The 17680-nt window shown below is 66.3% G+C and carries 15 protein-coding genes and 1 pseudogene; 12 read left to right on the plus strand and 4 right to left on the minus strand.

The features are described from left to right. Nucleotides 1-2: 2 nt before the first annotated feature. The 3 genes from mptB to BST47_RS01460 are packed head-to-tail and all read left to right on the plus strand — an operon-like array spanning nt 3 to nt 3423. Nucleotides 3-1715, plus strand: a complete 1713-nt coding sequence (gene mptB, locus BST47_RS01450) for a polyprenol phosphomannose-dependent alpha 1,6 mannosyltransferase MptB (RefSeq protein WP_083123414.1) — start codon at nt 3-5, stop codon at nt 1713-1715. A gap of 32 nt (nt 1716-1747) precedes the next feature. Beyond that, a complete protein-coding gene (locus BST47_RS01455; protein WP_083123415.1) occupies nt 1748-2653 on the plus strand; it encodes an ABC transporter ATP-binding protein in 906 nt (301 codons plus the stop codon). Then, nucleotides 2650-3423: an ABC transporter permease gene (locus tag BST47_RS01460; protein WP_083123416.1), complete on the plus strand. Its 774-nt coding sequence runs from the start codon at nt 2650-2652 to the stop codon at nt 3421-3423. Before BST47_RS01455 ends, BST47_RS01460 begins: the two co-directional genes overlap by 4 nt. On the opposite strand, the gene BST47_RS01465 is transcribed toward BST47_RS01460, so the two are convergent. Beyond that, nucleotides 3337-4023: a hypothetical protein gene (locus tag BST47_RS01465; RefSeq protein ID WP_083123417.1), complete on the minus strand. Its 687-nt coding sequence runs from the start codon at nt 4021-4023 to the stop codon at nt 3337-3339. The genes BST47_RS01460 and BST47_RS01465 overlap by 87 nt on opposite strands. 88 nt (nt 4024-4111) lie before the next feature. Here BST47_RS01465 and BST47_RS01470 point away from each other — a divergent pair, with 88 nt between their 5' ends. After that, a complete protein-coding gene (locus BST47_RS01470; RefSeq protein WP_083123418.1) occupies nt 4112-4684 on the plus strand; it encodes a TetR/AcrR family transcriptional regulator in 573 nt (190 codons plus the stop codon). A 47-nt stretch (nt 4685-4731) separates the two neighbouring features. Then, nucleotides 4732-5742, plus strand: coding sequence for a COX15/CtaA family protein (locus BST47_RS01475; RefSeq protein ID WP_083123419.1), 1011 nt, complete (start codon nt 4732-4734; stop codon nt 5740-5742). Here BST47_RS01475 and BST47_RS01480 read toward each other — a convergent pair. Then, nucleotides 5638-6576 carry an ATP-grasp domain-containing protein gene (locus tag BST47_RS01480; RefSeq protein WP_083123420.1) on the minus strand — a complete coding sequence of 313 codons (939 nt, stop codon included), beginning with the start codon at nt 6574-6576 and terminating at the stop codon, nt 5638-5640. The genes BST47_RS01475 and BST47_RS01480 overlap by 105 nt on opposite strands. A 19-nt stretch (nt 6577-6595) precedes the next feature. Here BST47_RS01480 and BST47_RS01485 point away from each other — a divergent pair, with 19 nt between their 5' ends. Continuing rightward, the gene (locus BST47_RS01485) at nt 6596-7567 is read left to right on the plus strand and encodes a quinone oxidoreductase family protein (RefSeq protein WP_083123421.1); all 972 of its coding nucleotides are present in this window, start codon (nt 6596-6598) and stop codon (nt 7565-7567) included. A gap of 10 nt (nt 7568-7577) precedes the next feature. On the opposite strand, the gene BST47_RS01490 is transcribed toward BST47_RS01485, so the two are convergent. Continuing rightward, nucleotides 7578-8510 carry a heme o synthase gene (locus BST47_RS01490; protein WP_272937624.1) on the minus strand — a complete coding sequence of 311 codons (933 nt, stop codon included), beginning with the start codon at nt 8508-8510 and terminating at the stop codon, nt 7578-7580. A gap of 178 nt (nt 8511-8688) precedes the next feature. On the opposite strand from BST47_RS01490, the gene tkt reads away from it, so the two are divergent. The 6 genes and pseudogenes from tkt to BST47_RS01520 all read left to right on the plus strand — a co-directional run bounded on the left by tkt (nt 8689) and on the right by BST47_RS01520 (nt 16410). Next, nucleotides 8689-10782, plus strand: a complete 2094-nt coding sequence (gene tkt, locus BST47_RS01495; protein WP_083123422.1) for a transketolase — start codon at nt 8689-8691, stop codon at nt 10780-10782. Between the two features lie 23 nt (nt 10783-10805). Beyond that, on the plus strand, nt 10806-11924 hold the full coding sequence (gene tal / locus BST47_RS01500; protein ID WP_083123423.1) for a transaldolase: 1119 nt from the start codon (nt 10806-10808) through the stop codon (nt 11922-11924). Then, a complete protein-coding gene (gene zwf, locus BST47_RS01505; RefSeq protein ID WP_083123424.1) occupies nt 11921-13447 on the plus strand; it encodes a glucose-6-phosphate dehydrogenase in 1527 nt (508 codons plus the stop codon). The genes tal and zwf overlap by 4 nt, the downstream gene beginning before the upstream one ends. Before the next feature lie 72 nt (nt 13448-13519). Beyond that, the gene (gene opcA / locus BST47_RS01510) at nt 13520-14431 is read left to right on the plus strand and encodes a glucose-6-phosphate dehydrogenase assembly protein OpcA (protein ID WP_083123425.1); all 912 of its coding nucleotides are present in this window, start codon (nt 13520-13522) and stop codon (nt 14429-14431) included. Then, entirely contained in the window at nt 14428-15165 is a 738-nt protein-coding gene (pgl, locus tag BST47_RS01515) for a 6-phosphogluconolactonase (RefSeq protein WP_083123426.1), read from the plus strand. The genes opcA and pgl overlap by 4 nt, the downstream gene beginning before the upstream one ends. Nucleotides 15166-15261: 96 nt before the next feature. After that, nucleotides 15262-16410, plus strand: a pseudogene (locus tag BST47_RS01520) (HNH endonuclease signature motif containing protein). Here the strand turns inward: BST47_RS01520 and BST47_RS01525 are convergent. Next, on the minus strand, nt 16330-17652 hold the full coding sequence (locus BST47_RS01525; RefSeq protein WP_083123427.1) for an adenylate/guanylate cyclase domain-containing protein: 1323 nt from the start codon (nt 17650-17652) through the stop codon (nt 16330-16332). The pseudogene BST47_RS01520 and the gene BST47_RS01525 sit on opposite strands and share 81 nt — an antisense overlap. Nucleotides 17653-17680: the final 28 nt, after the last annotated feature.

Below are 17680 nucleotides of genomic sequence, written 5' to 3' on the forward strand. Positions count from 1 at the left end.
TGATGGCCGCCCGCCCCGGCTCCCTCAGCTCGTCGATTGCCAAATGGCACGCCGACGAGCGCGCCGTCGGCTCACCACTCAACGACACCGAAGTCATCGCGATGCGCAGGACGCGCCTGTTCGGCGCGACCGGCACGGTACTGATGGCGATCGGGGCACTGGGCGTCGGCGCCCGCCCGGTGGTGCAGGACCCGACGTTCGGCGTTCGGCTGCTCAACCTGCCGTCACGAATTCAGACGGTCTCGCTCACCATGACGACCACCGGCGCGGTGATGATGGCGCTCGCGTGGCTGATGCTCGGACGCTTCGCCCTCGGCAATCGCCGCATGTCCCGGAGCCAACTGGACCGCACGCTGCTGCTGTGGGTGCTGCCCCTGCTCATCGCGCCGCCGATGTACAGCCGTGACGTCTACTCGTATCTGGCACAGAGCGAGATCGCGGTCAAGGGCCTCGACCCGTATCGCGTCGGCCCCGCGCCCGGGCTCGGTTTGGATCATGTCTTCACGCTGTCTGTGCCGAACATGTGGCGTGAGACGCCGGCACCGTACGGGCCGCTGTTCCTGTGGATCGGTCAGGGCATATCGGCCATCACCGGCGAGAACATCGTCGCCGCGGTGCTCTGTCATCGTCTGGTGGTGCTGCTGGGTGTCGGTCTGATCGTCTGGGCCACACCACGTTTGGCGCGGCGGTGTGGTGTGGCCGAGGTGAGCGCGTTGTGGCTCGGCGCGGCCAACCCGCTGCTGATCATGCATCTGGTCGCCGGCATCCACAATGAGGCGTTGATGCTGGGCCTGATGCTGGCGGGCACCGAGTTCGCGCTGCGGGGCATCGATGCCGCCCGGCCGTTGATCCCGAAACCATTGGCCTGGCCGCAGGGACCGGAGGCCTGGGCGCGGTGGCGACCGTCGCTGATGCTCCTCATCGGCGTCGTGCTCATCACGATGTCCTCTCAGGTCAAGCTGCCATCGCTGCTCGCACTCGGCTTCGTGGCCATGGCCCTTGCGTGCCGTTGGGGTGGCACCTTCAAGGCGTTCATTCTCGCCGGCGGATCGCTCACCGCGGTGTCGGTGGCGGTGATGGCGCTGATCGGCTGGGCCAGCGGCCTCGGGTTCGGCTGGCTCTTCACGCTGGGCACCGCGAACGTGGTGCGCAGCTGGATGTCCCTGCCGACGCTGGCCGCACTGGGCACCGGACAGGTCGGGATCCTGCTCGGGCTCGGTGATCACACCACCGCGATCCTCGGCCTGACCCGTGCCATCGGTGTCAGCATCATCGCGGTGCTGGTGACCTGGCTGCTGCTGGCAGTGCTCCGCGGGCGGCTGCACCCGGTCGGCGGACTCGGTGTCGCACTCGGTCTGACGGTGCTGCTGTTCCCGGTGGTCCAGCCCTGGTACGTGCTCTGGGCGGTCATTCCGCTCGCCGCGTGGGCCACCCGTCCGGCGTTCCGCACGACGACGATCGTGGTCACGTTGGTGGTGGGCATCTTCGGTCCGACGGCCAACGGCGACCGCTTCACCTTGTTCCAGATCCTGCTGGCCGTCGTGGCCAGCACGGTGATCGCCCTGCTGCTCATGGCGCTGACCTACAACCATCTGCCGTGGCGAAGCATCCCCGGCGAGAACACCACCGACGACGGCGTGCAGCCCGCTGCCGAGAAGCCCCCGCTACCGCCGACCCCACCGGTGAAGCCCGACGCCTACGCTGAATCCCCGTGACCCACCCAGGATCAGGGGCTTCCTCGGTCCCCGTGCGCCTGCGCGGGGTCAGCAAGCGGTATGGGTCGACGACGGCGGTGGCAGGTCTCGACCTCGACGTCGAGACCGCCCAGGTGCTCGCGCTGCTCGGCCCCAATGGTGCGGGCAAGACCACGACAGTCGAAATGTGTGAGGGCTTCATCAAGCCCGACTCGGGCACGATCGAGATCCTCGGCCTGGATCCGTTCGGCGACAACGCCGCGGTCCGCGAACGGATCGGTGTGATGCTGCAGGGCGGCGGCGCGTACCCCGCGGCGCGGGCGGGCGAGATGCTGGACCTCGTCGCCTCCTACGCCTCGAACCCGCTGGACCCGAAATGGTTGATGGACACGCTGGGCCTGACCGAGTCAGCGCGCACCACCTACCGCAGGCTCTCGGGTGGCCAGCAGCAGCGGTTGGCGCTCGCGTGCGCCGTGGTGGGCAGGCCCGAGCTGGTGTTCCTCGACGAGCCGACCGCGGGTATGGATGCGCACGCCCGAATCGTGGTGTGGGAGTTGATCGATGGACTGCGCCGCGACGGTGTGACCGTGGTGCTGACCACCCATCAGCTGACCGAAGCCGAGGAACTGGCCGACCGCATCGTCATCATCGATCACGGTGTCGCGGTGGCCAGCGGAACGCCAGAGGAGCTGATGCGCAGCGGTGCCGAGAACCAATTGCGTTTCCGCGCACCGCGAATGCTCGACTTGTCACTGTTGATATCGGCGCTTCCCGAGACCTACCAGGCGACCGAGACGGCCCCGGGCGAATACCTCGTCGAGGGCGACATCGACCCACAGGTGCTGGCGACCGTGACCGCGTGGTGTGCACGGGTCAACGTGCTGGCCACCGACATGCGGGTGGAGCAACGCAGCCTCGAGGACGTGTTCCTCGACTTGACCGGGCGGGAGTTGCGATGACGAATCGCTTTGCGCCAGGCACTTTCACACCGGACCCGCATTCGGCCACGGTGCAGAAGATGTTGACCGCCCAGTTCCGCCTCGAGTTGAAGCTTCTGCTGCGCAACGGCGAACAGCTGCTGTTGACCATGTTCATCCCGATCACCTTGCTGGTGGGCCTGACGTTGCTGCCGTTCGGATCGTTCGGCGACAACCGCGCGTCGACGTTCGTTCCCGCGATCATGGCGCTTGCGGTGATCTCGACGGCCTTCACCGGACAGGCCATCGCCGTGGCGTTCGACCGCCGCTATGGCGCGCTGAAACGCCTTGGGGCCACCGCGCTACCGGTCTGGGGCATCATCGCGGGCAAATCTCTTGCGGTGGTCGCCGTGGTGTTCATTCAGGCAATTGTGCTGGGCACCATAGGCTTTGCGCTCGGCTGGCGTCCGCCGATCGCCGGTCTGGCCTTGGGTGCGGTGATCATCGCGCTGGGCACGGCGGGTTTCGCCGCGCTGGGCCTGCTGCTGGGCGGGACGCTGCGCGCCGAGATCGTGTTGGCGGTGGCGAACCTGCTGTGGTTCGTGTTCGCGGGCCTTGGTGCGCTGACGGTCGAGAGCGACATGGTGCCCAGCGCGCTGACGTGGATCGCGCGGCTCACGCCGTCCGGAGCGCTGACCGAGGCGCTGACCCAGGCGATGACGCCGTCAGTTGACTGGTTCGGCCTCGCGGTACTCGCGGTGTGGGGTGCCGTTGCGGCCCTGTGCGCCCTGCGCTGGTTCCGCTTCACCTGACGTCTCCAGTCGCGGCAGCAGATATTCCAGCTGCCCGACTTCCTCGATGTTGTGCCTGACCCAGGCGTCCACCTTGTCTTCGGGGAAGTGCCGGCGCACGACGCGATTGACCGCGGCCAGTAGCGCAGATCGCACACCGAGGTCCATCACCGTGACGTAGTGCGCGCCGTCGCTGCCCGCCGACCACGTGTGCTCGAGTTGGAAGACCGGGATTCCGGCAATCCGCTTGACCAACCGGATACCCGTCTGGTCGAGCTTCTCGACGCGGGCGATCTCGTCGATCTGGTATTCGGGCCTGCCGCCGAACGCCTCGACCATGCGAAACCGCGCGCCTTCGGCCGCACCCCCGCCGCGTGCCCGGCGCGCCAGTTCCCAGTTGATGTGGTCGATCGGATGCCATGCGAGGTAGCGGTCGATGACCACACCGCCGTAGGAGATCGTGCCGTCGAGATGGGTGAACCAATCGAGCAGCATCGCCGGGGTGACTCCGGTCAGCGGCCGATGATCGATCGTGATGCGGCGCCGGCCATGCGGATGGTCGCTGTATTGCACCGTCGCGGTCTCGACGGATCGCAGCGGATAGAGCACCGGACGAGCCATGATATTCCTCCAAGACACGGTAGCGTTTCTTATGCCGCCAGGTTAGGCTGTTGCCGTAAGATACGCAAGCGTTTCTTTAGGAGGTGCGATGCGGCGACGTCGCGGCGACGAGCTGGACACTGCCATCCGGAGTGCGGTCCTGGCGCTGCTCGCAGAGCACGGGCCCACGGGGGTCACCATGGAGGCGGTCGCCGCCGCTGCGCAGACCAGCAAGCCGGTGCTGTACCGGCGGTGGCCGGACCGCGGCGCTTTGTTGCGCGACACCTTGCTGCGTATCGCGACCACGGCGATTCCCCATGAGGACACCGGCAGCTACCGCAGCGACATGCTCGCGATCCTGCGTGGATGGGCGGCGCTGTTCACCGGGCCCGAATCCACCGCGCTGCGTGCCGCCGTCGCCGCGGCGGCCCACGATCCCGAGCTGACGGCGGCGTTTCAGCAGGATGTCATCGGCTGGCGCAAGACGGAGATGGCCGCCCTGCTGGCCCGCGGCATAGAACGTGGCGACGTACGGCCCGACGTCCCCGTCGAGATCGCCCGCGAGCTCGGGCAGAGCGTGCTGTGGCATCGCATGTTGGTCACCGGCGACCCGATCGATGACGACCTCGTCGTGCAGCTGGTCGACGAGGTCCTCGTGCCGTTCGTCGCGCCTCGCGAATGAGCAGCCCTACTACAGCGTGTAGTTAATACTGCTCTACCATCGAGGCCGTGCCCGTCGGACGAATCTTCCTGCGACTGGTCGACCTTCTGCCGTTGCCGAGCCTGCGGGTCCAGCGCGCCATCGCCGTTGCCGTCGTATTGACACAGGGCGGTATCGCGGTAACCGGCGCGATCGTCCGCGTCACCGCGTCGGGTCTCGGTTGCCCGACCTGGCCGCAGTGCTTCCCGGGTAGCTTCACCCCGATCCCCCACCCTGAAGTCGCGGGAATCCACCAGGCCGTCGAGTTCGGCAACCGGATGATCACGTTCCTGGTGGTGCTCACCGCCGCGCTGGCGGTGCTGGCCGTCACGCGTGCGCGCAGGCGCCGCGAGGTCCTTGTCTACGCATGGCTGATGCCGGTGTCGACCGTGGTTCAGGCCGTGATCGGCGGGATCACGGTGCTCACCGGCCTGCTGTGGTGGACGGTCGCCATCCACCTGCTGGCGTCGATGACGATGGTGTGGGTCTCGGTGCTGCTCTACGTGAAGATCGGCGAACCCGATACCGGCGTCGTGCGGCACCGGGTTCCGAAACCGTTGCGCCAGTTGACCATTCTCAGTGCGATTGCGCTGGCCGCCGTGCTCGTGACCGGAACACTGGTCACCGGCGCGGGTCCGCACGCCGGCGACAAGAGCATCACCCAGCCGGTGCCGCGCCTGCAGGTCGAGATCACGACGCTCGTGCACATGCACTCCTCGCTGCTCGTGGCGTACCTGTCGCTGCTCATCGCGCTGGGCTTCGGACTGCTCGCGGTGCGCGCGCCGCGGCCGGTCATGTTGCGGCTCGGCGTGCTCGTCGGACTGGTTTTCACCCAGGGGGTGGTGGGCACCGTGCAGTACTTCAACGACGTCCCCGCGGCGCTGGTGGCCGTCCACGTCGCCCTCGCGGCCACGTGCACGGCGGCCACCGCCGCGCTATGGGCGTCGATGCGAGAGCGGGCCGAGCCCGAGGCGCTCGAGGGTGTCCTCGACCCCGACGGCGAAGTCGCGTTGCCTGCTGCTCCGGGTAGCGGCATCTAGCTGCCGCCATCCGAGCGACGGTTCGACGAGTTCGAGTTCCAGCAGTTGCGGATCGTCTGGACCGCCGATCACATCGACCCGTGCGTATAGCAGCTCGGCCGCGTCGATGCCGAGGTGCGCGGCCGCCGCGGACAGCGCAGCATGCCCGACGTCCCACAGCTCGAAGTCCGGCTCGGCCGGGGTCAGCGACTCCTCGGCGTACGTGCCCGAGTCGTCGAACGCGGGCTGACTTCCCTGCGACGGCAGGATCGGCCCCTTGGTGAAGGCATGCGACTGGCGGCCGCTGAGGAAGACCAGCGCCGTCTCGCCGTCTTCGACGCGCCGGTCGTAGGGCTGCACCAGCGCCGTCCGGCCGTCGTCGTGCAGCGACGCGACGTGGCGTCGGGCCGCTTGACTGTCGTGGAACCGTTGTGCGCCAACGGATCCCGCGCCCACGGCAGGTTTGACGACGATTTCACCCTCGGGCAGGTTCATCCGGTCGCCCGGGGCTATGAACGTGCTGGGGACGACGGGAACACCGGCCTCGGCGAGGTCGGCCAGATATGCCTTGTCGCTGTTCCACGAGACCACCGCGGGAGCGTTGACGAGGTTTCGGACGCTGGTCGTCCACTCGAGGAACTCGTCGAGCCGCTCGATGTAGTCCCACGTTGCCCGCAGAATCACCAGGTCAGCCTTCAGTGTGTCCGGATCGTCCCAGGACAACCAGTGGGCGTGCAGTCCTCGCCGGCGCAGCGCCGCGACGAGTTCGCCATCGTCACCGTCGCCCTGGGGTAACGCCTGGCAGCCGGCCAGCACGATGCGCGGATGGAAGACATCGGGGCGAGCCAGCTTCATACCAAGGCAGGATAGAAGCATGTACGCCATCGAAGTCGCCGAGACCGGCGGACCAGAAGTGCTGACCTACGCCAAGAAGCCACAGCCGACCCCCGGGCCCGGTGAGGTACTGATCAAAGCCGAAGCGATCGGAGTGAACTTTCTCGACACGTACTTCCGTTCTGGACTGTATCCGCGGGAGCTACCGTTCATCCTCGGCAACGAGGTGTGCGGCACCGTCGAAGCCGTCGGCGAGGAGGTCGCGGCGCTGGCGGTCGGCGACCGCGTGGTCACCGCCCAGGCCAACGGCGCCTATGCCGAATATGCCTTGGCGACAGCCGATTTCTGCGCCTACGTGCCGGACGGAGTCAGCGCCGACGTGGCCGCGGCGGCTCTGCTCAAGGGGATGACCGCGCACTACCTGATCAAGTCGACGTATCCCGTGCAGCAGGGTGATGCTGTTCTGGTGCACGCCGGAGCGGGAGGCGTGGGGCTGATCCTGACGCAGTGGGCCACCAGCATGGCCGCCCGCGTGATCACCACGGTGTCCACCCCGGAGAAGGCGGAGCTGTCGCGGCAGGCGGGCGCCGTCGAGGTCCTCGACTACCCCGACGATGCCGCGGAGTTCGGCGCCAAGATCAAGGACCTCACCGACGGCGGGGTCGCCGTGGTGTACGACGGCGTCGGCGCCGACACCTTCGATGCCAGCATCGCCAGCCTTGCCGTCCGCGGCACGCTCGCGCTGTTCGGGGCGTCCAGCGGGCCGGTGCCACCCTTCGATCCGCAGCGGCTCAACGCCGCCGGCTCATTGTTCCTGACCCGGCCGACGCTCGTGCACTACACCCGCACACCCGATGAGTTCGCATGGCGCGCCGGAGAACTGCTCGATGCCATCGCCGGCGGCACCATCAACGTCACGGTCAGCGAGCGATACCGCCTCGAGGACGCCCAGCAGGCGCACCGCGACCTGCAGGGCCGCAAGACGGTCGGCTCAGTCGTGCTGATCCCCTAGCCCGTAACCCTCAGGCGGTGAACAGTGTCGGCAGCGCAAGGGCCGAATCGATCGCCAGCGCAAGGAACACCACAGCGAGGTAATTGTTCGACTGCAGGAACAGCCGCAGCGGCTTGACCGGCTCACCGCGGCGAACGCCGCCGTAGAGCTGGTGAGCCATCACCAGGAACCAGGAGCCGGCAAGGATGGCGACGGCCGCGTACAGCCAGCCGGTGGCCAGCGCGAGGGCGAGGGTCGCCGCGACCGTCAGCCAGGTGTAGATCAGGATCTGCTTGGTCACCTGTTGTTCAGTGGCAACCACGGGCAGCATCGGCACGCCGGCCGCCGCGTAGTCCTCCTTGTAGCGCATCGCCAGCGCCCAGGTGTGCGGCGGCGTCCAGAAGAAGATGATCGCGAACATGACCAGCGCGGGCCATTGGATGGTTCCGGTGACCGCCGACCAGCCGATCATCACCGGCATGCAGCCGGCCGCGCCGCCCCACACCACGTTCTGCGTCGTGCGGCGCTTGAGCAGCAGCGTGTAGACGAGCACGTAGAACGCGATCGTCGCGCCGGCAAGGTGGGCCGACAACATGTTCGTCGTCCACCACAGCCAGAAGAACGAGCCGACGGACAGGGCGAGCCCGAAGACGAACGCATGGCTGCGCGGGACGGTGTCGCGGGCCAGCGGTCTGCGCTCGGTGCGCTTCATCTTCTTGTCGATGTCGGCGTCGGCGACGCAGTTCAGCGTGTTGGCGCCGGCCGCCGCCAGCAAGCCGCCGACCAGTGTGTTCAGGATCAGCAGCGGATCGACCGTGCCGCGCTCGGCCAGCAGCATGGCCGGGATCGTGGTGACCAGGAGCAGCTCGATGACGCGCGGTTTGGTCAGTGCGAGGTAGCCCAACAGCGTGGTGCGCATCCGGCCGTGCGTCCCGACGGGGAGCTGGCTCTCGCGAATGTCCACGCAGTAACTCCTTGAAATGGCTGCAGCGCGCGCGGCGTCTACTACAGAGGATGGTAGACCGCTGCTGAACGGCCGCCTAATCGTCCCCCACGCGACCTGCAACGGATGACGATCCCGCACTAGGGTGTTTGAAGAGGCAGCTTTGCCGAGCTCACCCGTCGACCAGGAGAGGGCGCCTGTGACCACGCTCGAAGAGATTTCCACCCTTACCCGTCCCCATCACCCCGACGACTGGGCCGACGTGGACTCGGTGGCGGTCGACACCGTTCGGGTGCTGGCTGCCGACGCGGTGCAGAAGGTGGGCAACGGGCACCCCGGAACCGCGATGAGTCTGGCCCCGCTGGCGTACACACTCTTCCAGCGGCAGATGCGCCACGATCCCAGCGACGTGCACTGGCTCGGCCGGGATCGCTTCGTGCTGTCCTGCGGGCATTCGAGCCTGACGCTGTACATCCAGCTGTATCTGGGCGGCTTCGGCTTGGAGCTGTCCGACATCGAGTCGCTGCGGACGTGGAAATCCAAGACGCCCGGCCATCCGGAGTTCCGCCACACCAAGGGCGTGGAGATCACGACCGGGCCGCTGGGTCAGGGGCTGGCGTCGGCGGTCGGCATGGCGATGGCATCGCGCTACGAGCGCGGCCTGTTCGACCCGGACCCGGCATGGGGTGAGAGCCCGTTCGACCACTACATCTATGTCATCGCCTCCGACGGTGACATCGAGGAGGGCGTCACCAGCGAGGCGTCCTCGCTGGCGGGCACCCAGCAGCTCGGCAACCTCATCGTGTTCTACGACCACAATCAGATCTCCATCGAGCACGACACGAATATCGCCCTCTCCGAAGATGTTCCGGCTCGATACCGCGCTTACGGCTGGCATGTTCAGGAGGTCGAGGGCGGCGAGAACGTCACCGGAATCGAAGAAGCTATCGAGGCCGCACGCAAGGTCACCGACAAGCCGTCGTTCATCTCGGTGCGCACGATCATCGGCTACCCCGCGCCCACGAAGATGAACACCGGTGGTGTGCACGGTTCGGCGCTGGGCGACGAAGAGGTCGCGGCGACCAAGAAGGTGCTGGGCTTCGACCCCGACAAGACCTTCGAGGTGCGCCCCGAGGTCATCGAGCACACCCGCAAGCTGGTGGAGCGCGGCAAGGAGGCCCACGAGAAGTGGCAGCCGCAATTCGACGCCTGGGCCGAGCGCGAGCCCGAACGCAAGAAGCTGCTGGACCGGTTGACCGCCGAGGAGTTGCCCGAGGGCTGGGACTCCGACCTGACCTACTGGGAGCCGGGCAGCAAGGCAGTCGCCACGCGCGCGGCGTTCGGCCAGGTGCTCAACGACGTGGCACCGAAGTTGCCCGAATTATGGGGCGGCTCAGCCGATCTCGCGGGCAGCAACAACACGACGATCAAGGGTGTCAAGTCCTTCGGTCCGCCGTCGATTTCGACCGAGGACTTCACCGCGGACTGGTACGGCCGGGTGCTGCACTTCGGCATTCGCGAGCACGCGATGGGCTCGATTCTGTCGGGCATCGTGCTGCACGGTCCGACCCGCGCCTTCGGCGGAACGTTCCTGCAGTTCTCCGATTACATGCGCCCCGCAGTCCGGCTGGCGTCGTTGATGGACATCGACACCATCTACATCTGGACGCATGACTCGATCGGTCTCGGCGAGGACGGGCCGACGCATCAGCCGATCGAGCACCTCGCCGCGCTGCGGGCGATCCCGAACCTCTCGGTGGTGCGGCCTGGTGATCCCAACGAGACGGCGTACGCGTGGCGCAGCATCCTGGCTCGCGGCAACGGAAGCGGTCCGGTCGGTTTCATCCTCACCCGTCAGGGCATCCCAGTACTGGAGGGCACCAGCGCCGAGGGTGTCGAGAAGGGTGGGTATGTGCTCGGTGGCGGCAACCCTGCCGACGACGCCGACGTGATCATCATCGGCACCGGTTCGGAACTGCAGCTCGCGGTGGAGGCCAAGAAGCTCTTGGCCGAAAAGGACATCACGGCGTACGTCGTGTCGATGCCCTGCGTCGAGTGGTTCGAATCGCAGCCCAAGGAGTACCGCGATTCGGTACTCCCCCCGACGGTTTCGGCCCGCGTGGCGGTTGAGGCGGCCGTCGCGCAGAGCTGGTACAAGCTGGTCGGTGACACCGGCGAGATCGTTTCGATCGAGCACTACGGCGAGTCGGCCGACGACAAGACGCTGTTCCGCGAGTTCGGCTTCACCCCCGAGGCCGTCGCGGCAGCCGCAGAACGATCCATAGACAACTAGACCTCACGAGAAGGGCAAGAATCATGACGCAGAACCCGAATCTGGCCGCCCTGAGCGCCGCCGGTGTCTCGGTCTGGCTCGACGATCTATCGCGTGACCGGCTGCAGACCGGCAATCTGCAGGAGCTCATCGACACCAAGAGCGTCGTCGGCGTCACCACCAACCCGTCGATCTTCCAGGCGGCGCTGTCGAAGGGCAACGCCTATGACGATCAGGTCAAGGAGTTGGCCGAGCGTGGCGCCGACGTCGACGCGACCATCCGCACCGTCACCACCGACGACGTGCGCAACGCCTGCGACGTGCTGGCCAAGCAGTACGAACTGTCCGACGGCGTCGACGGCCGGGTGTCCATTGAGGTGGACCCGCGCCTCGCACACGACACGGACAAGACGATCCTGCAGGCGATCGAGCTGTGGAAGATCGTCGACCGGCCCAACCTGTTGATCAAGATCCCTGCAACCGAAGCCGGCATTCCAGCCATCGCCTCCGTTCTCGCCGAAGGCATTTCGGTGAACGTCACGCTGATCTTCTCCGTCGAGCGCCACCGCCTCGTCATGGACGCCTACCTCCAGGGCCTGGAAAAAGCCAAGGAGGCCGGCCACGACGTCTCCAAGATCCATTCGGTCGCATCGTTTTTCGTGTCCAGGGTGGACACCGAGATCGACAAGCGTCTGGAGAAGATCGGTTCCGATGAAGCGCTGCAATTGCGTGGCAAGGCCGGCGTCGCCAACGCCCACCTGGCCTACGCGGCCTACGAAGAGGTGTTCGTCGGCGGCTCCCGTTATGAGGCTCTCAAGTCCGACGGCGCGCGCGTGCAACGTCCACTGTGGGCATCGACCGGCGTGAAGAATCCCGACTACTCCGACACCCTCTACATCACCGAACTGGTCGCGCCCAACACCGTGAACACCATGCCGGAGAAGACGATGGATGCCGTCGCCGATCACGGTGTCATCACCGGCGACACAGTCACAGGAAAGGGCGCCGACGCACAGGCGGTGTTCGACAAGCTGGACGCGGTCGGCATCGACCTGCCCGACGTGTTCAAGGTGCTCGAGGACGAGGGCGTCGAGAAGTTCGAGAAGTCCTGGCAGGAACTGCTCGACGCCACGCAGGAACAGCTCGACGCCGCCAAGAAATGAGCCAATGGCGTAATCCGCTGCGCGACAAACGCGACAAGCGGATGCCCCACATCGCGGGTCCGTGCGCCGTTGTCATCTTCGGCGTCACGGGCGACCTGGCACGCAAGAAGGTGATGCCGGCGATCTACGACCTGGCCAACCGGGGACTACTGCCCGCCAACTTCGCGCTGGTGGGGTTCGCCCGGAGGGATTGGTCGGACGAGGATTTCGCGAAGCTGGTCTTCGACTCGGTCAAGGATCACGCTCGGACGCCGTTTCGCCAGGAGGTCTGGGACCGCCTGGCGGAGGGAATCCGCTTCGTGCAGGGCACCTTTGACGACGACAAGGGCTATGAGCGGTTGGCCGAGTCGCTCGACAAGCTCGATGCCGAGCGCGGGACGGGCGGCAATCACGCGTTCTACCTGTCGATTCCGCCCAACGCTTTCCCGGTGGTGTGCGAACAGCTGAAGAAATCCGGGCTCGCGAACAAGCGGGAGGGCTCCTGGAGCCGGGTGGTCATCGAGAAGCCGTTCGGCCATGACCTGCAGAGCGCGCGGGAGCTCAATAGCGTTGTGAACAGCATCTTCCCCGAGGAGTCGGTGTTTCGCATCGACCATTACCTCGGCAAGGAGACGGTCCAGAACATCCTGGCACTGCGCTTCGCCAACGAACTGTACGAGCCGATCTGGAACAACAATTACGTCGACAGCGTCCAGATCACGATGGCCGAGGACATCGGTCTCGGTGGCCGTGGTGGTTACTACGACGGTGTCGGCGCGGCCCGCGACGTCATCCAGAATCATCTGCTGCAACTGATGGCGCTGACGGCCATGGAGGAGCCGGTCAACTTCGGGCCAGGTGACCTCCAGGCGGAGAAGATCAAGGTGCTTTCGGCCACCCAGGTGATGCAGCCGCTGGATCAGACCACTGCACGCGGTCAGTACGTCGCCGGTTGGCAGGGCAGTTCGAAGGTCGTCGGGTTGCTCGAGGAGGAAGGGTTCTCCAAGGACTCGACCACCGAGACCTACGCGGCGATAGCCCTGGAGATCGACACCCGCCGTTGGGCGGGTGTTCCATTCTTCCTGCGCACCGGAAAGCGCTTGGGCCGCAGGGTCACCGAGATCGCACTGATCTTCAAGAGGGCGCCGCATCTGCCGTTCGACAAGACGATGACCGAGGAACTCGGCCAGAACGCGTTGGTGATCCGGGTGCAGCCCGACGAGGGCATCACCACACGGTTCGGCTCCAAGGTTCCCGGCAGCGCCATGGAGGTCCGCGACGTGAACATGGACTTCTCCTACGGCTCGGCATTCGCCGAGGACTCCCCTGAGGCCTATGAGCGGTTGATCCTCGACGTGCTGCTCGGTGAACCGTCGTTGTTCCCGGTCAACCGCGAGGTCGAGTTCTCCTGGGAGATACTCGATCCCGTGTTGGAGTACTGGGCGTCGCACGGTAAGCCGGACTCCTACGAGTCCGGTACCTGGGGCCCCTCGTCGGCCGACGAGATGCTGCATCGCATGGGCCGGGAATGGAGGCGGCCGTGATCCGCGAAGGCGACGACGAGTGAGCATCGCAGCGACGAAGGAGCGAGGAGCGGAGCGAGGAGGAGTCGAGCCGTGATAGTCGACCTGCCCAAGACGAACACCAACGACATCAACAAGAAGATCACCGGGCTTCGCGAAGAGGGTGGCGCGATCACGCTGAGCCGGGTGCTCACGCTCGTCATCTCGCTGCACACCGACGATCTGCTCGAAGATTCGATCGAGGCGGCCAACTTCGCGAGCCGTGAGCACCCGTGCCGGGTGATCGTGGTGGTGGCCGGCGATCGGGACGCCACCGAGCCCCGGCTGGATGCACAGCTGCGGGTCGGCGCCGACGCGGGAGCCGGCGAAGTGGTCGCCCTGCATCTGCACGGCGAGATGGCCGACCACGCCAGCAGCGTGGTGCTGCCGTTCCTGCTGCCCGACACCCCGGTGGTGGCGTGGTGGCCAGCCGGAGGGCCTGACGATCCGTCGCAGGACCCCTTGGGACAGTTGGCGATTCGACGGATCACCAATGCGACGGATTGCGCCGATCCGATGGCGGCGATCAAGGGTCGCCTGGCGGGCTACAGCTCGGGTGACACCGATTTGGCGTGGGCCCGCATCACCTACTGGCGCGCGCTGCTGACGGCCGCGCTCGATCAGCCCCCGTTCGAGCCCGTCACCTCGGCCGTGGTGTCCGGACTTCGCGAGGAACCGTCGCTTGACGTGCTCGCGGGTTGGCTGGCCACCCGGATCGACGGTCCCGTGAAGCGAGAGATCGGCGAATTGAAGGTCGAGCTGATCCGCAGCAGTGAGACCATCACGCTGCGACGGCCGCAGACCGGTGTGACGGCGACGATCAGCAGGACCGCGAAACCGGACTCGCTGATCCCGTTGGCCCGCAGGGAGGCCAAGGAGTGCCTGGCCGAGGACTTGCGCAGGCTCGACGCCGACGAGATCTACCACGAGGCGCTGAAGGGAATCGAGAAGGTGCAGTACGCATGAGCACTGTCGTCGAAAAGTACCCGGACACAGACACTTTGGTGACGGCCGCCGGTGACCGGTTGGTGGGTGCAATCACCGAGGCGATCAGCCGGCGGGACCGTGCGCTGATCGTGCTGACCGGCGGTGGCACCGGTACCGGGCTGTTGAAGCGGGTTCGCGAACAGGCCGACGGGATCGACTGGTCGAAGGTGCATCTGTTCTGGGGCGACGATCGGTTCGTGCCCGCCGACGATGACGAGCGCAACGAGAAGCAGGCACGGGAGGCACTGATCGATCACGTCGACATCCCGGCCGCGAATGTGCATGCGATGGCGCCCAGCGGTGGCGCGTTCGGAGACGACCTCGATGCCGCCGCGTCGGCGTACGAGCAAATGCTGGCCGACACCGCCGACGAAGGTCAGCGCGAACCCGACTTCGACGTCCACCTTTTGGGCATGGGCGGTGAGGGGCATGTCAACTCGCTGTTCCCGGACACGCCCGCGGTTCGGGAATCGAGCCGGTTGGTGATCGGCGTGACCGACTCCCCCAAACCGCCGCCGCGACGAATCACCTTGACGCTGCCCGCTGTTCAGCGTTCTCGTGAGGTGTGGCTGGTGGTGTCCGGTGAGGCGAAAGCCGATGCGGTCGCCGCGGCGATCGGGGGCGCGAGTCCCGTCGATGTACCGGCCGCCGGCGCTGTGGGCCGCGACGCGACGGTGTGGCTGCTCGACGAGAGCGCGGCGTCGAAGCTCTGACGGGCGCCGTTGACCAGCTGACTGCTCGTGTCGGTGTACGACGGTATATTCGCACATATGTTCGATGGCCTATCGGATTTTGGTCTCATCGAGGAGATGGGTGAGGCCAGTCGGCAGGAGTCGCGGTGTATTGCGCGGCGGTTGGCTGCAGTGGCGGAGTTGTTCGCGCGGCGGACCTCGGAGTTAGCCGAGTTGGACTGGGCTGTGATCGACAACTGTGCCGCGGTGGCCGCTGATGTGTCGGCGGCGCAGAACATCAGCCATGCCCGCGCGATCGGGCAGGTGCAGCTCGCCTGCGCGCTGGCCTATCGACTGCCGGCGGTGGCCAAGGTGTTCGCCACCGGGGAGATCGATATGCGGATGGTGGCGATGATCATCAACCGCACCACGAACGTCGAGGACGACGTGCTGCCGGCCCTTGATGAGGCGATCGCCCACCGGGCGCCGAGGTGGATGAAACTGTCAGAACCCAAGCTCAAGGATCGGGTGGATCAGTGGGTCGCCGACTTCGATCCAGCCGGGGTGCGTATTCCGCCTCTCGCCAAGGACAACCGCTATGTCGAGGCCCAGTCATCCGACCCGGGGATGGCGTGGCTGTCGGGTCATCTGTATGCCACCGCCGCAGCGGCGTTGATCGCGCGCTTGGATGCGCTCGGCGCCACGGTGTGTGCACACGACCCGCGCACTGCCGGGCGGCGACGTGCGGATGCCTGCGGGCCGCTGGGCGGCGGGAAGCCACTCTGGAATGCCAGTGTGGGCGCGAAGACTGCGCCGCAGCCGCAACACTGGCCGCCGCGCAAACCACAGCGGCCACGGTGATTCACGTGCTGGCCGAACAAGGGTCCCTCGATTGGACGAGCGACAACCCGGGGTACCTGGCCGGGGTTCGGCATCCTGCCCGCCGAAACCGTGCGTGAGGTGGCGAAGACCGCCAAGCTGAAACCGCTGGACGTGCCGGCGGACGATGACGCCGGAGATCCCGGGTACCGCCCCTCAGCCAAGACGAAAGAACTTATTCAGTGGCGCGATCTGACGTGTCGCTGGCCCGGCTGCGACAAGCCAGTCGCAGGCTGCGATGTCGACCACACCGTGCCCTACCCCGATGGCTCGACACATCCGTCGAATTACCAAGCACTACTGTCGGATTCACCAGGTACGCAGGAGCTACACCACAGCGGATATGCGCCATTCGCCGGGCACGCCCTTGAGCGTGTGAGTGCCACGCTCTTCGAATTCGAGCCCTGACCCGATCACAAGGTCGCGCAGCGTGCTCGACACCAGCACATCGTTGGGCCCGGCCAGTGCGCTCACCCGCGCGCCGATGTGCACGGCGATGCCGCCGATGTCATCGCCCCGGATCTCGCACTCGCCGGTGTGCAAACCAGCGCGCACTTCGATGCCCAGCGACCGGACCGCGTCACGAATTGCCATGGCGCAGCGGATCGCTCGCTGCGGGCCGTCAAACATTGCGAGGAAGCCGTCACCCGATGTGTTTACTTCGCGGCCCCGGAAGCGGGACAGTTGCGACCGGACAATGGCGTCGTGGGCGTCGAGCAGCGCATGCCAGTCACGGTCGCCAATCTCCGCCGCCCGGCGCGTTGAGTCCACGATGTCGGTGAACAGCACCGTGGCGAGAACCCGGTCGTCGGCCACCTCGGCCTGCTCACCGGTCAGGAACTGAGCGATCTCCTTGAAGGAGTCCCGCCATGGTTCTACGAAGTGATACGCGTTGCGCCCCGGCAGCTCAAGATATTTTGCGCCCGATATGCGATCGGCAATGTCCTTTCCGAGAGCCGGCGGCTCGATTGGGTCGTCGGCGTGCTGCACTACGAGTGTTGGCACGCGGATTGTCGGCAGAACCGTCCGGACGTCCAATTCGTACAGAAGAGGGAACAGGAGGGCGACCGTCCGTGGGCTCATCGCCAGACGTTCCATTCGAGCCCATGCTGCCCGAATCTCCTCGTTCCACGGCATGTCTGGATTCATCACATGTTGGATCTCTCCCGTGCCCCACATTGCGACCGTGGTGGCAATGACTTCTTCGTATTTCTGCCTATCAGTTTGATCAGTTTGTTCGGCGAGCGGAACGGCCCATCCGTGAAGCACAACGAGCGCGGTGGTGCGGGACGGATGTGTCGCGGCGAAAAGCGCCGCTGTCGGGAATGCGCCAGGCCAGGTAACCAGAGCTGCGCCGGGGCTCCCGAGAGCGTCGAGCACCGCAGTGATGCTGTCGGCCCATTGCTCCAACGTAGGCATCGCGCCCGGCTCCACAGGATCGGAAGCTCCACTGCCCGGCTGGTCGAAAAAGATGAGCCGACCGAGCGATGTCATCGCCTCAACCCACCCCTGGATGGATGGCAGCTCCGGAAAAAGCTCGCAGCACGTGAACCAATTCGGGACGAACACGATGTCTCGCTCGCCCTCAGCGGAGGCGCGATAGGCGACGCGCAAGTCCCCGTTCATCGCATAGCGCGTCTCCGAGAACATTGCGGAAGTGTAGGCCGAGCAGCACGGT

It is taken from the genome of Mycolicibacterium tusciae, from assembly GCF_002086795.1.
GTDB classification, from domain to species: domain Bacteria; phylum Actinomycetota; class Actinomycetes; order Mycobacteriales; family Mycobacteriaceae; genus Mycobacterium; species Mycobacterium tusciae.